Origin of the sequence: Terrihabitans soli (assembly GCF_014191545.1) — a bacterium.
Classification (GTDB): Bacteria; Pseudomonadota; Alphaproteobacteria; order Rhizobiales; family Methylopilaceae; genus Flaviflagellibacter; species Flaviflagellibacter soli.
The window spans coordinates 1,806,126-1,818,504 of record NZ_AP023361.1 but is presented as its reverse complement, the minus strand read 5'-3'; the positions used below and the strand labels follow the sequence as shown (position 1 = coordinate 1,818,504).

The 12,379-nt window shown below is 63.1% G+C and carries 12 protein-coding genes; 3 read left to right on the top strand and 9 right to left on the bottom strand.

Features of this window, described 5'->3' with window-relative positions; translation table 11 throughout:
- From IZ6_RS09375 to IZ6_RS09365, 3 genes are all read right to left on the bottom strand, one after another.
- Positions 1-465 carry a RidA family protein gene (locus IZ6_RS09375; protein ID WP_222874803.1) on the bottom strand — a complete coding sequence of 155 codons (465 nt, stop codon included), beginning with the start codon at positions 463-465 and terminating at the stop codon, positions 1-3.
- A gap of 159 nt (positions 466-624) precedes the next feature.
- On the bottom strand, positions 625-1,899 hold the full coding sequence (locus IZ6_RS09370; RefSeq protein WP_222874802.1) for a DNA polymerase IV: 1,275 nt from the start codon (positions 1,897-1,899) through the stop codon (positions 625-627).
- Entirely contained in the window at positions 1,896-2,180 is a 285-nt protein-coding gene (locus IZ6_RS09365; RefSeq protein ID WP_222874801.1) for a DUF3572 domain-containing protein, read from the bottom strand. The genes IZ6_RS09370 and IZ6_RS09365 overlap by 4 nt, the downstream gene beginning before the upstream one ends.
- A gap of 129 nt (positions 2,181-2,309) precedes the next feature.
- Between IZ6_RS09365 and IZ6_RS09360 the strand changes: the two genes are divergently transcribed.
- Positions 2,310-2,678 carry a response regulator gene (locus tag IZ6_RS09360; protein WP_222874800.1) on the top strand — a complete coding sequence of 123 codons (369 nt, stop codon included), beginning with the start codon at positions 2,310-2,312 and terminating at the stop codon, positions 2,676-2,678.
- A 3-nt stretch (positions 2,679-2,681) separates the two neighbouring features.
- The gene (locus IZ6_RS09355; protein WP_222874799.1) at positions 2,682-4,052 is read left to right on the top strand and encodes a PleD family two-component system response regulator; all 1,371 of its coding nucleotides are present in this window, start codon (positions 2,682-2,684) and stop codon (positions 4,050-4,052) included.
- Positions 4,053-4,388: 336 nt separating this feature from the next.
- Here IZ6_RS09355 and rpmG read toward each other — a convergent pair whose 3' ends face one another.
- From rpmG to topA, 5 genes are all read right to left on the bottom strand, one after another.
- Positions 4,389-4,556: a 50S ribosomal protein L33 gene (gene rpmG, locus IZ6_RS09350; protein WP_222874798.1), complete on the bottom strand. Its 168-nt coding sequence runs from the start codon at positions 4,554-4,556 to the stop codon at positions 4,389-4,391.
- 98 nt (positions 4,557-4,654) lie between these two features.
- On the bottom strand, positions 4,655-5,377 hold the full coding sequence (locus IZ6_RS09345; RefSeq protein WP_222874797.1) for an NUDIX hydrolase: 723 nt from the start codon (positions 5,375-5,377) through the stop codon (positions 4,655-4,657).
- Between the two features lie 29 nt (positions 5,378-5,406).
- A complete protein-coding gene (locus tag IZ6_RS09340) occupies positions 5,407-5,850 on the bottom strand; it encodes a DUF983 domain-containing protein (protein ID WP_222874796.1) in 444 nt (147 codons plus the stop codon).
- Positions 5,847-8,123, bottom strand: coding sequence for a ribonuclease R (rnr, locus tag IZ6_RS09335; RefSeq protein ID WP_225873882.1), 2,277 nt, complete (start codon positions 8,121-8,123; stop codon positions 5,847-5,849). The genes IZ6_RS09340 and rnr overlap by 4 nt, the downstream gene beginning before the upstream one ends.
- Before the next feature lie 12 nt (positions 8,124-8,135).
- Positions 8,136-10,835 (bottom strand): type I DNA topoisomerase, encoded by a 2,700-nt coding sequence (gene topA, locus IZ6_RS09330; protein WP_222874795.1) that lies wholly within the window; start codon positions 10,833-10,835, stop codon positions 8,136-8,138.
- A 159-nt stretch (positions 10,836-10,994) separates the two neighbouring features.
- Between topA and IZ6_RS09325 the strand changes: the two genes are divergently transcribed.
- Positions 10,995-11,255, top strand: a complete 261-nt coding sequence (locus IZ6_RS09325; protein ID WP_222874794.1) for a hypothetical protein — start codon at positions 10,995-10,997, stop codon at positions 11,253-11,255.
- On the opposite strand, the gene dprA is transcribed toward IZ6_RS09325, so the two are convergent.
- Positions 11,249-12,379 (bottom strand): DNA-processing protein DprA, encoded by a 1,131-nt coding sequence (gene dprA, locus IZ6_RS09320; RefSeq protein ID WP_222874793.1) that lies wholly within the window; start codon positions 12,377-12,379, stop codon positions 11,249-11,251. The two genes, IZ6_RS09325 and dprA, sit on opposite strands and share 7 nt — an antisense overlap.

Sequence of the window (12,379 nt, the reverse complement as noted above, 5' to 3'; positions counted from 1 at the left end):
TCAGGCGATTTCGAAGATCGCTTCGACTTCGACCGAAGCACCGAAGGGGAGAGCGGCAACACCGACGGCCGAACGCGCATGCTTGCCGCGGTCGCCCAGCGCTTCGACAAAGAAATCGGACGCGCCGTTGACGACTTTCGGATGCTCGCCGAAGGAGGCGGCGGAGGCGACGAAACCCGTGACTTTCACAAGGCGCACGATCTTGTCGAGATCGCCGAGCGCGGCTTTCGCCTGCGCCAGCACATTGATGGCGCAGAGTTTGGCGGCGGCAGCGGCGTCTTCGACCGAGGGGCCCGCGCCGAGCGCGCCGGTGAGCTGCACCTTGCCGTCCTTCATCGGCAGCTGGCCGGAAATGAAGAGCTGCTTTCCGGTGATCACCGCGGGCACGTAATTGGCCACGGGTGCTGCGGGCGTCGGCAAAGTGACGCCGAGTTCGGCAAGGCGCTTGTCGGTCTGTCCGGCCATAAACGATCTCCACTTTCAGCCTCATCCTGAGGAGCGCCGAAGGCGCGTCTCGAAGGATGGGCGGCAATTCAGAACCCTTGGCTCATCCTTCGAGACGGCGCTATGCGCCTCCTCAGGATGAGGGCCTGTGTTCTTGCGCTTTCCGGCCTTTGCTGCAAGTCACGCCTTGCGTGTGCCAAAGCCGATGCCTTTGCCCACGGCATCCTTGCCGAATTTGCCCCTGATGCGGTCCATGGCTTCCTCGGCGGCGATGCGGCGTTTCAATCCCGGGTCGAGCAGATCGGGCGGGTCGGCGTCGGCGATCGGATAGAGGTCCTCGACGCCGATGCCGATCAGTCGGAAGTGCTCGCCGCGCGCTTCGGGGCCGAGCAGCTCGCGGCCCACCTCAAAAATTTTGCCGGCAAGCCGCGTCGGCGCATCGAGCGTGCGCGAGCGGGTACAGCTTTTGAAATCGCGGGTCTTGAGTTTCAGCGTCACGCGCGAACCGGAAAACTCCGCCGCTTTCAGCCGCGCCGAAACGCGCTCCGAGAGCTGCCAGAGAATGGTCGTCAACTCGCCCGCATCGGAGATGTCCTCGTTGAAGGTCGTCTCGGCGGAGACGCTTTTGGTCTCGCGTTCGGAGCGGACGGGGCGTTTGTCCTCGCCATGGGCGAGCTGCCACAGATGCAGGCCGTAAGCGCCGTGGCGGCGGACGAAATCGCGCATCTCGGTGCGGCGGATATCGCCGACGAGACGGATACCTTCCTTTTCGAGGCTCGCTGCGGAGGCCGCGCCGATGCCGGGGAGAATGCGCACCGGCTTGTTATCGAGGAAGGATATGGCTTCCGCCCGTCCGATACAGGCAAAGCCGCGCGGCTTGTCGAGATCGGAGGCGATCTTGGCCAGAAACTTGTTCGGCGCGAGTCCCACCGAGACGGTGATGCCGATCTTCTCTTCCACCCGCTTGGCGAAACGCGCCAGAACCCGCGCCGGCGCCATGCCGTGGACGCGCTCGGTGCCGGCAAGATCGAGAAAGGCTTCGTCGATCGATACACTCTCCACCAGCGGCGTCAGCTCGCGCATCATGGTTTTCACCTCGCGCCCCACAGCCGAATACTTCGCATGATCGGGTTTGACGACGGTCGCCTGCGGGCAGAGCTGCAGCGCCTTGAACATCGGCATGGCGGAGCGGATGCCGTTGATGCGCGCGATGTAGCAGGCGGTCGAGACGACACCGCGTTTACCGCCGCCGACAATGACAGGCTTATCGCGCAGCTCCGGATGATCGCGCTTTTCGACGGCGGCATAGAATGCATCGCAATCGATATGCGCGGTGGTGAGGTCGTCGAGTTCGATATGCCGGACAAGCCGCGGCGAGCCGCAGGCGGTGCAGCGCGGAGCGGTTCCGGGCTCATCGCTCAGACAGTCGCGGCAAAAGCCCGGCATCTTGGTCATTCCGGCATCGGACCGGCCAGAAGGGCCCGCGCCCGGCTCACCTCTTGGGGCCGGACCTGGTTCTCTTCGGCAAAGGCAAGGAGGAGTTTTTCATCCCCCGAAATGTGCTCCAGCACCCCCGCCAGAAAGCCCGGTTCTTTGGCCGCCAGGCGAATCGTCTGCGGGTCTATGCCCGAAAGGGCAAGGAAACGGCCCAAACGCTCCGGATCGGCCGCCAGAAACACCAACGCGCTCACAGCTAACTCACTGGCATTCTTAAGTTCTTTTAAATTGCCCTGCATTTCTCTAAGCCGGTTCGCGCTTCTTCAACTTTTAGCCCGTAATATTTTCATCAACACAGAACGAAATCACGGGGCCGTCCCTTTGGGAACGGACCCCGACCCGTTTGCGGGCGCCAAGGGGTAGGGGATATGGGAAAGACTATCCTCATCGTGGAGGACAATGAGCTCAATATGAAGCTCTTCAACGACCTCCTCGAGGCCAACGGATACTCGACGGTTCAGACCCGCAACGGCATCGAGGCGGTGGCGCTGGCGCGCCAGCATCGTCCGAACCTCATCCTCATGGACATTCAGCTGCCGGAAGTTTCGGGCCTCGAAGTCACCAAATGGCTGAAAGAGGATCCGGACCTCAAACACATTCCCGTCGTCGCCATCACCGCGTTTGCGATGAAGGGCGATGAGGAACGCATCCGCGAAGGCGGCTGCGAAGCCTATCTGTCGAAACCCATTTCGGTCGCGAAGTTTCTCGAGACCGTGCGTCACTTCCTGCCGGATTGATCGATGCCCGCCCGCGTTCTCGTCGTTGACGACGTCCTTGCCAATGTAAAGCTGCTCGAAGCGCGGCTGACGGCGGAGTATTTCGAAGTCGTCACGGCGATGAGCGGACAGGAGGCGCTCGACGTGTGCGCCCGGGCGCAGTGCGACATCGTCCTGCTCGACATCATGATGCCGGGTATGGACGGGTTCGAGGTCTGCCGCCGCCTGAAGGCGGACCCGGCGACCCATCACATCCCGATCGTGATCATCACCGCGCTCGATCAGCCGTCCGACCGCGTGAAGGGTCTTGAAGCCGGCGCCGACGATTTCCTGACCAAGCCGGTGTCCGATATCGCACTGCTCGCCCGCGTGCGCAGCCTGACGCGCCTGAAGATGATGACCGACGAGCTGCGCCTGCGTGCGGTCTCCGGCCATCAGGCCGGCATGGCGGCAGTTGCGACCGATACCATCCTCGACAACGGCCTCAACGGCCGCATCCTGATCGTCGATGACCGTGCCGCCTCCACCGAGCGCATCCAGACGGCGCTGCGGGACACGCATACCGTAGATGTCGAATCCTCCCCGCAGGAAGCGCTTTTCCGTGCAGCGGAGACGGAATACGATCTGATGATCGTCAGCCTCGGCTTTACCGATTTCGACGCGCTGCGCCTGTGCAGCCAGGCGCGCTCGCTTGAGCGCACGCGCAATCTGCCGCTGCTTCTCATCGCCGAACAGGAGGACACCGCGCGGGTTCTGCGTGGTCTCGATCTTGGCGTGAACGATTACCTCGTCCGTCCGATCGACAGGAACGAACTCGTTGCGCGCGTGATGACCCAAGTCCGGCGCAAGCGTTATGCCGACCGGCTGCGCACCAATGTTCAGCAGAGCATGGAACTTGCGCTGACCGACTCTCTGACCGGACTGTATAACCGCCGCTATATGGAAACTCATCTTGAGACCTTGATTGAAAAGGCCTCGCAGACGGAACGGCCGCTGGCGCTCGTCTTGATCGATATTGATCATTTCAAGCCGATCAACGACACCTACGGCCACGACGCTGGAGATGAGGTCCTTCGCCAGTTCTCCACCAGATTGCAGTCGAGTGTGCGCGGCATTGATCTCGCGTGTCGTTACGGCGGTGAAGAATTCGTCGTCGTGATGCCCGATGCTGATCTGTCCGTTGCACGCGCCGTCGGTGAAAGACTTCGCCGCAACATCGCAGCCGAACAGTTTCCAGTATCCAAGGGCGTGAAGAAGATCGACGTCACGATCTCGGTTGGTATTGCCATGCGTCGCGAAGGCGATGCCGCAGATACGATACTGAAGCGCGCAGATGAGGCGCTGTATCAAGCGAAGCGCGATGGACGTAATCGCGTGGTTTCGGACGCAGCCTGAGCTACGTTCATCAAGCCGTTAAAACTAACATTTAGGGTTTATTCGCGCGGCTATTAACGGTGGCGCGGATTGGGGTTGCGCAACTTTGTTTAAACTATAGTCTCTTCTTCATACGGGGCCGCTCGCGGTACCCGTTGGCCTTACGGGAACTTACAGGTCCGCCGCATCTCCTGTGTCTCGTGAGGTCGGTCGGTAGGGGACGGTCTGGTGGCCTCAAACTGATGGCCGTCCCCTCCGGCCCCACTCTCCGGAAAGCCTCTCCCAAAGCTCTTCAGAACGCAAAAAAGCCGACGCATCGCGTCGGCTTTTGCATTTAAAATCAGCTAGTTGGGCTGATTACTTGATTTTGGACTCGCGGAACTCGACGTGCTTGCGAGCGACCGGGTCGTACTTCTTGAGAACGAGCTTTTCCGTCATGGTGCGGGCGTTCTTCTTGGCAACGTAAAAGAAGCCCGTGTCAGCCGAGCTGACGAGCTTGATCTTGATCATGGCGGACTTGGCCATCGCGAAACCTCGTTCGGCGCCTCAAGGCGCCCGGAAGAATGAGAAGGGCGCAACCTACGCATCGGGCCCCTGAAGTCAAGGATTCTCGGCCCAAAAGCCTAGATTTCGTCCCGGTGATACCGGCCCTTGCGGGGGCGGTAGAAAGGTACCGGCAGGTCCCGCTCCAGCCCGCTCTTCAGCCGCGCCTCGAGCTCCTGGAGCACCAGGCGGGTGATCTGGTGGAGGTGCAGCCCGTCGGTGTGGCCGAGCGGGGTCCAGCGCAGCTCGACCAGCTCCGCGTCTTTATGGATGACCCCTTCGATCCGGTGGCAGACATCCGAAAGGTCGGTTGCGAAGAAACGCGTGTCGTAGCGCCGGGCAAGGCCGGGCGGGGTGATCGAGCGGCAGACGAGAAACAGATGATCGAGGTTCGGCACGACGCCGGCCGCGGCAAACGGCTTCCAGTCTCCGGCCATTGCCGGGACATGTGCGGGCTTCCTGCCGAGCATCAGTCCGGTCTCTTCGGCAAGTTCGCGGATCGCGGCAAGCGCATAGGCGCGGGCGCGCAGCGAAGAGGGGCGGCGGACATCCGACAAGAGACGGCGTTCGACATGCGGCGGCAGATGGCCGGTTGCCGGCGCGCGGGCATCGGCAGCTTCGACCTTGCCGCCGGGGAAGACATGCAGGCCCGGCATGAACACATGCCCGCTATGGCGCTGGCCTAAAAGCACCTTGGTTTGCGGACCGGAGCGGTCGAGCAGAATGAGCACGGCCGCATCGCGCGGCCGCTTCTGCGACGGATGATAGGGAGGGCGCGGCTGATCTTTCAGTCCCGGATTCATCTCCGCGACCGACCATCCGCCGGACGGCTTCACCGCGCTGCGGCCTTGAGCGCCGAGGGCGGCGGCTCTTGCGCTTCCGGAGAGTTCGGATCGAAGCCGTGCATGCGCAGCGCCCATTGCACGCCGATCAGCGCGCCTTTGACCGGCTGCAGCAGAGCGACAGACAGGATGACGGTCAGCGGCACCCACAGCGCCATCTGGATCCACATCTCCGGCGCATAGGCTTTTTCGAGATACAGTGCACCGCCGACAATGATGTGGCCGACGATCGTGATGACGACATAAGGCGGCGCATCGTCCGCCCGGTGGTGATGCAGGGCCTCACCGCATTCGGGGCAGAACTCGTTGACCTTGAGGAAGGAGGCGAACAGCTTGCCCTTGCCGCACTGCGGGCAGCGCCCGCGCATGCCGCGCCAGGAGGCCTGTGCAACATCCCGCGTGGGGAGGGTGCGTGTCGTTCCCGTGGCCATCATCGCCGTCTCGACTTTCTGCCGGATGGCTTGGGCCTGCCTTCGGCTCGCGTGCGGCGCATACCGCGCTTGCCGCGGCCAGGCGGCTTCATCCGGCGCCCCTCAGATAGGACTTCGAAGCGCAGAGCGCCAGCGACCGGGACCGCTTCAACGAGACGCACCTCGACCTCATCGCCGAGGCGGAAGGCCTCGCCGGTGTGCTCGCCGATCAGCGCATGCTGCTGTTCATCATGAACATAGTAGTCACGGCCGAGGGTGGAGGCGGGGACAAAGCCCGACGCGCCGGTTTCAGCCAAATTTACGAAAAGTCCCGAACGGGTTACGCCGGAAATGCGCCCGTGGAAACTCGCGCCGACACGGTCGGCGAGGTGATGGGCGATGAGACGGTCGACCGTTTCGCGTTCGGCCGCCATGGCGCGCCGTTCGGCGGCGGAGATCGAGGCTGATATCTCGGCCAAAACCTCATTCGTCATATGCGCCGGCAACCCGTCTTCGCCGAAGCCATGGGCGCGGATCAGCGCGCGATGGACGATGAGGTCGGCATAGCGGCGGATGGGCGAGGTGAAATGTGCGTACTTTTTCAGGTTCAGGCCGAAATGGCCGTAGTTGTCGGGTGAGTATTCGGCCTGCGCCTGCGAACGCAGCACGACTTCATTGACGACCTGCTGGTGCTCGGTGCCCTCGACCTGTTTCAGCACGCGGTTGAACTGGCCGGGCTTGACCTGTTCGCTCTTGCCGAAGGGAATATCGAGGCTGTCGAGGAATTCTCGCAGTGCGGTCAGCTTTTCGAGCGAGGGCGCATCGTGGACGCGGAAGGTCAGCGGCGTCTTCTTCGCCGTCAGCGTCTCGGCGGCGGCAACGTTTGCGAGGATCATGAACTCCTCGATCAGCCGGTGTGCATCGAGACGCGGCGGAACGATGACACGGTCCACCGCGCCGTTCTTGTCGAGAAGGATTTTGCGTTCCGGCAGATCGAGATCGAGCGGCTCGCGCGCATCGCGCGCCTTCTTCACCGCCGCATAGGCCGCCCAGAGCGGTTTGAGGATCGTCTCGAGGATAGGCCCCGTCACTTCGTCCGGATGGCCGTCGATCGCCGCCTGCGCCTGCGGATAGGCAAGACGCGCCGCCGAGCGCATCAGCACGCGATGGAAGCTGTGGCTTTTCTTGCGGCCCTCTTTGTCGATGACCATGCGCACGGCAAGCGCCGGGCGGTTCTCGTGCGGGCGCAGCGAACACAGATCGTTCGAGATGCGCTCGGGCAGCATCGGCACGACACGGTCGGGGAAATAGACGGAATTGCCCCGCATCACCGCTTCGCGGTCGAGCGCTGTGTTGGGGCGCACATAGGCGGCGACATCGGCAATCGCGACGGTGACGAGGAAGCCGCCGGGATTGGCCGGGTCTTTATCCGCTTCCGCATAGACGGCGTCGTCATGGTCTTTGGCATCGGCGGGATCGATGGTTACAAGCGGGACTTTGCGCCAGTCCTCGCGGCCCTCAAGCCCTGCGGGCTGTACGCTGTCTGCTTCCGCCAGCACATCCTTCGGGAAGACATGCGGAATGCCGTGCGTGTGGATCGCAACAAGGCTGATCGCCTTTTCGCTCGTCAGCGATCCGAGCTTTTCGCGGACGCGCGCCGCGGGCGTGCCGTAGCGTCCTTTGGTAATCACATCGACGGCGACGAGATCGCCGTCTTTGGCGCCGCCTTCTTCTCCCGGTGCGACATCCATTGCGCGGCCGAGCTTTTTCTTGTCGACGGGATCGATGCGCCCGCCGCCGCCCTGTTTGGCGCGGAAGATGCCGAGCTGGCGCTCGCTTTCGCGCGACAGGATCTTGATGACGCGGCCGATATGGCTCGGGCCGCTGTCATGGTTCTTTTCGATGCGCAGAAGCGCTCGGTCGCCAATGCCGGGCGCGATCTCCGGCTTCTTGCCGCGGCGCGGAATGCTGACGAGGATTTTCGGCGCCGGACCGTGCTCCTCGTCCCATTCGGCAGGGGTTGCGATGAGATCGCCGTCGTCGTCGCGGGCGGTGATGTCGGCCAGGACGACCGGCGGCAGATGGCCGGGGCGGGTGATGCGATTGCGCTTGCGGCTTACCGCGCCCTCGCGCTCCATGTCTTTCAGGAGCGCTTTCAACGCGATCTTCGCCGCGCCGCCTTTGATGCCGAAGGCTTTGCCGATCTCGCGCTTGCCGACCTTCCCGGACTGTTCGGCAATAAAGGCCGCAATCTCTTCTTTCGAGGGCAGTACCGGGGTTTTTTTCGGTGACGCCAAAATCCCGTTCCGTTAGCTCGCCGCGCTCTTGGCGGGCTTCTTGGCAACGGATTTCTTCGCTGCGGGTTTCTTGGCGGCCGGCTTTTTCGCGGCCGGCTTCTTCGCCGCTGCCGGTTTCTCTGCTGCGGGCTTTTTGGCGGAAGCCGCCTTCTTGGATTTCGATGGCGCCTTGCCGCGGCCTTTTCCGCCGCCGCCGCTCGCCGCCTTCGCGGTGATCAGCGCAACGGCTTCATCGAGCGTGATCGTTTCCGAATCCATGCTCCGCGGAATGGTCGCGTTGATCTTGCCGTGGCTGACATAGGGACCGAAACGTCCGGCGCGCATCGTCACCGAACCGCCTTCCGGATGATCGCCGAGATTCTTCGCCGGCGCGCCGAACCGGCTCTTGCCGCCGCCGGCCTTCTTTTCAGCGATCAGCGTCACCGCACGGTTGAGGCCGACTTCAAAGACTTCGTCGACACCGGTCAGGCTCGCATAAGTGCCGTCGAGCTGGACATAGGGTCCGTAGCGGCCGATGCCGGCAAGAATGGGCTTGCCGCTTTCCGGATCGAGGCCGACTTCGCGCGGCAGAGACAGAAGCGACAGCGCCTTTTCGAGATCGAGTTCGGGCACCGACCAGCCTTTGGGGATCGAGGCGCGTTTGGGCTTATCGCCTTTCTCCACGGCTTCGCCGAGCTGCACATACGGACCGAAGCGGCCGTCGCGCACCGACACGTCGAGACCCGAATCCGGATCGGGACCGAGCACGCGCACGCCGTCGCCGCCGACACCGGCCGTCGCATCACTATTGGCAGGAACGGAGAGCTGGCGCGTATAGCGGCATTCCGGATAGTTCGAGCAGCCGATGAAAGCGCCGAACTTGCCGGTCTTCAGCGAGAGGCGTCCCGTGCCGCAGACTTGGCACTGACGCGGATCGCCGCCATCGGCGCGTGCCGGGAAGACATGCGGTCCGAGGATCTCGTTCAGCGCATCGAGCACTTCGGTCGTGCGCAATTCCTTGGTGCCGGAAATCGCCGCTTCGAAATCCTTCCAGAAATCGCGCAGCACGTCCTTCCAGTTCAGCTCGTGATCGGAGATCAGATCGAGCTTTTCTTCGAGGCCGGCGGTGAAATCATATTCGACATAGCGGCGGAAGAAGCTTTCGAGGAAGGCCGTCAGCAGACGTCCGTTGTCCGACGGGGTGAAGCGCTTCTTGTCGAGCGTGACATAGCCGCGGTCCTGCAGAACGCTGAGCGTCGCCGCATAGGTCGAGGGGCGGCCGATGCCGAGCTCTTCCATCTTCTTGACGAGCGAGGCTTCGGTGTAGCGCGGCGGCGGCTCGGTGAAATGCTGAGTTGCCTTGATCTCGCGGCGGTCGAGGTCGTCATGCGCGGCGAGCTGGGGCAGGCGGCTGCCGTCCTCATCCGACGGATCGTCGGTGTCTTCCTGGTAGAGCGTCAGGAAGCCGTCAAAGGTCGTGACCGTGCCGGTGGCGCGCAGTTCGAGGCCGCGGCCGCCCGCCTGGGCGACGATGTCGGCGGTCGTGCGCTCGACTTCGGCGGATTCCATCTGGCTGGCGATGGTGCGCTTCCAGATCAGTTCGTAGAGCGCGAACTGATCGCGATCGAGATATTTGCGGACATCGGCCGGACGGCGCGAGACATCCGTCGGGCGGATGGCTTCATGCGCTTCCTGGGCGTTCTTCTGCTTGGTCTTGTACATGCGCGGCGCGCCGGGCAGATACCGTTTGTCGTAAGAGCGGCCGATAAAGCTGCGCACCTGCGAAATCGCCTCCGGCGCGATCTGCACGCCGTCGGTTCGCATATACGTAATGAGACCCACCGTCTCGCCGCCGATATCGACGCCTTCATAAAGACGCTGCGCGGTGCGCATCGTGTTCGAGGCGGACATGCCGAGCTTGCGCGAGGCTTCCTGCTGCAGCGTCGAGGTGGTGAAGGGCGGCCAGGGATGGCGCTTGCCGGGCTTGGACTCGACCGAGGCCACGGTGAATTTGGCGAAATCGAGCGCGCGCTTGAAGGCCTCGGCCTCTTCGCCCTTGCCGATATCGAGACGATTGATCTTCTTGCCGTCGGCGCCGACGAGGCGCGCCTCGAAGACCTCGCCCTTCTTGGTCGCAAGCAAAGCGACGAGCGACCAGTATTCCTGGCTGACGAAACTTTCGATTTCGAGTTCGCGGTCGCAGACGAGGCGCAGCGCGACGGACTGCACGCGGCCGGCCGAGCGGGCGCCCGGCAGCTTGCGCCACAGCACCGGCGAGAGCGTGAAGCCGACGAGATAGTCGAGAGCGCGGCGGGCGAGATAGGCATCGACCAGGGCGCCGTCGATCTCGCGCGGGTTCTTCATCGCGTCGAGGACGGATTGTTTGGTGATGGCGTTGAAGACGACGCGCTGGACCTTCTGGTCCTTCAGCGCCTTCTTCTCGCGCAAAAATTCCAGCACATGCCAGGAAATGGCCTCGCCTTCGCGATCGGGGTCGGTCGCGAGGATCAGCCGGTCGGCGCCTTTCAGCGCCTTGGCGATGTCCGAAAGCCGCTTCTGAGACTTGGCATCGACCTCCCACAACATGTGGAAATCCGAATCGGGATCGACCGATCCGTCCTTCGGCGGCAGGTCGCGGACATGCCCATAGGACGCCAGGACCTCGTAGCCGGGGCCTAGATATTTGTTGATCGTCTTGGCCTTAGCGGGCGACTCGACGATGACGACGTCCATTGCGGTCTCAGGTCTGTAAGTGGCGGAAGGGGTCGGGACCCCCTGAGGAGGGCGGAACATGGTGAAGCGGAGGCGTGCTGTCAAACGCCGCTAGTTATTCTACAAATGCAACCAGTGAGTGCTCGGAGTTGCAGGTTTATACGTATTGCAATCGAAAGTATGTTGAAGGAAATCTCTCTGCGCGGGGTGTGGGAACCAGACGCAGAGCAGGGGCATCAAGTGATCGACAGCAGTAATACCGGCCAGAACAACGCGCCGGAAAGAGTTTCCACTCCCAAAGAGACTGCACGCTATATCTCTGATGTTACAAATGGAATTTCGGCCATGGCCCGCAAGTCGGGCCTCGATGTTCTCGCTTATCTTCTCGATATGGCCCGCCTTGAGGCCGAGGAAACCGCCCAGAAGCAGGATCCTCAATAGGTCGGTTCGCCGATCAGGCTGATTCTCCCGCCCAGATGCCGCTCCAGGCGGCCGGCCATTTCCAGTTCCAGCAGCACAAGCTGAACCGTGCGGGCCGGCGCGCCGGACAGGCGGACGATATCGTCGATGCCGGCGGGCGAGGGGCCGAGGAGCTCAAGGACAAGGGCGCGCAGGCCGTCATCGGCCGCCGGTGCGCCGCCACTCTCTTTTATAATGATGGGCCCACGCTCTTTATAATGAGAGGCGGGCTTCCCCTGCGGGGCAAGGGAGGCGCCGAGAGCCTCGATCACATGATCGGCCGAGGTGATGAGCGTTGCGCCGTCACGCAAGAGCGCATTCGATCCCTCGCAGCGGACATCGAGCGGCGAGCCCGGCGCGGCCATAACCTCACGCCCCAATTCATTGGCAAGGCGCGCCGTGATCAGCGAGCCGGAGCGCAACGCGGCTTCCACGACGACGACACCGCGCGCCAGTCCGGCGATGATGCGGTTGCGGCGCGGAAAGTCCTTGGCCCGCGGCTCCCAGCCGAGCGGCATCTCCGTCACCGCCGCGCCGTCTTTTAATATGCGCTGCAGCAGCGGTGCATTTTCGGCGGGATAGATGCGGTCCGGACCGCCGGCGAGAACAGCGATGGTGCCGGTCGCAAGACTTGCTTCATGCGCGGCCGTGTCGATGCCGCGGGCAAGGCCCGAGGCAATAGCAAAACCAGCCCTGCCGAGATCTGCGGCGAGCTTTGCCGCAAAACTGCGCCCGGCGGCCGAGGCGTTGCGCGCGCCGACAATGGAAATAATGGGCCGTTCGAAACAGGCGGTGCCGCCAAGGACAGTGAGAAGCGGCGGCGCGCCGTCGCTTTCCGCCAGCACACTTGGATAATCAGGCTCGCCGAGCGCGATCAATTGTGCGCCGAGGCGTTCGAGCCCCGCGATCTCGCGTTCGGCGTCTTCGACGCTGCACAGCCGCTTTCCCTGGCCGCCGCCTTTGCTGACCAGATCGGGCCAGGCCTCGATGGCGGCTTCGGCGCTGCCGAAATGATCGAGAAGATTATGGAAGGTCCGCGAGCCGACATTGTCGGTGCGGATCAGTCTCAGCCAGGCAAGGCGCTGCGGATCGGTCAGCCTTGCCAT

Excerpts from the sequence above, each read along its gene's own strand:
- IZ6_RS09375 (WP_222874803.1), bottom strand. The coding sequence starts at position 465 with ATGGCCGGACAGACCGACAAGCGCCTTGCCGAACTCGGCGTCACTTTG.
- IZ6_RS09370 (WP_222874802.1), bottom strand. The coding sequence starts at position 1,899 with ATGACCAAGATGCCGGGCTTTTGCCGCGACTGTCTGAGCGATGAGCCC.
- IZ6_RS09365 (WP_222874801.1), bottom strand. The coding sequence starts at position 2,180 with ATGCAGGGCAATTTAAAAGAACTTAAGAATGCCAGTGAGTTAGCTGTG.
- IZ6_RS09360 (WP_222874800.1), top strand. The coding sequence starts at position 2,310 with ATGGGAAAGACTATCCTCATCGTGGAGGACAATGAGCTCAATATGAAG.
- IZ6_RS09355 (WP_222874799.1), top strand. The coding sequence starts at position 2,682 with ATGCCCGCCCGCGTTCTCGTCGTTGACGACGTCCTTGCCAATGTAAAG.
- rpmG (WP_222874798.1), bottom strand. The coding sequence starts at position 4,556 with ATGGCCAAGTCCGCCATGATCAAGATCAAGCTCGTCAGCTCGGCTGAC.
- IZ6_RS09345 (WP_222874797.1), bottom strand. The coding sequence starts at position 5,377 with ATGAATCCGGGACTGAAAGATCAGCCGCGCCCTCCCTATCATCCGTCG.
- IZ6_RS09340 (WP_222874796.1), bottom strand. The coding sequence starts at position 5,850 with ATGATGGCCACGGGAACGACACGCACCCTCCCCACGCGGGATGTTGCA.
- topA (WP_222874795.1), bottom strand. The coding sequence starts at position 10,835 with ATGGACGTCGTCATCGTCGAGTCGCCCGCTAAGGCCAAGACGATCAAC.
- IZ6_RS09325 (WP_222874794.1), top strand. The coding sequence starts at position 10,995 with ATGTTGAAGGAAATCTCTCTGCGCGGGGTGTGGGAACCAGACGCAGAG.
- dprA (WP_222874793.1), bottom strand. The coding sequence starts at position 12,379 with ATGGCAAGGCTGACCGATCCGCAGCGCCTTGCCTGGCTGAGACTGATC.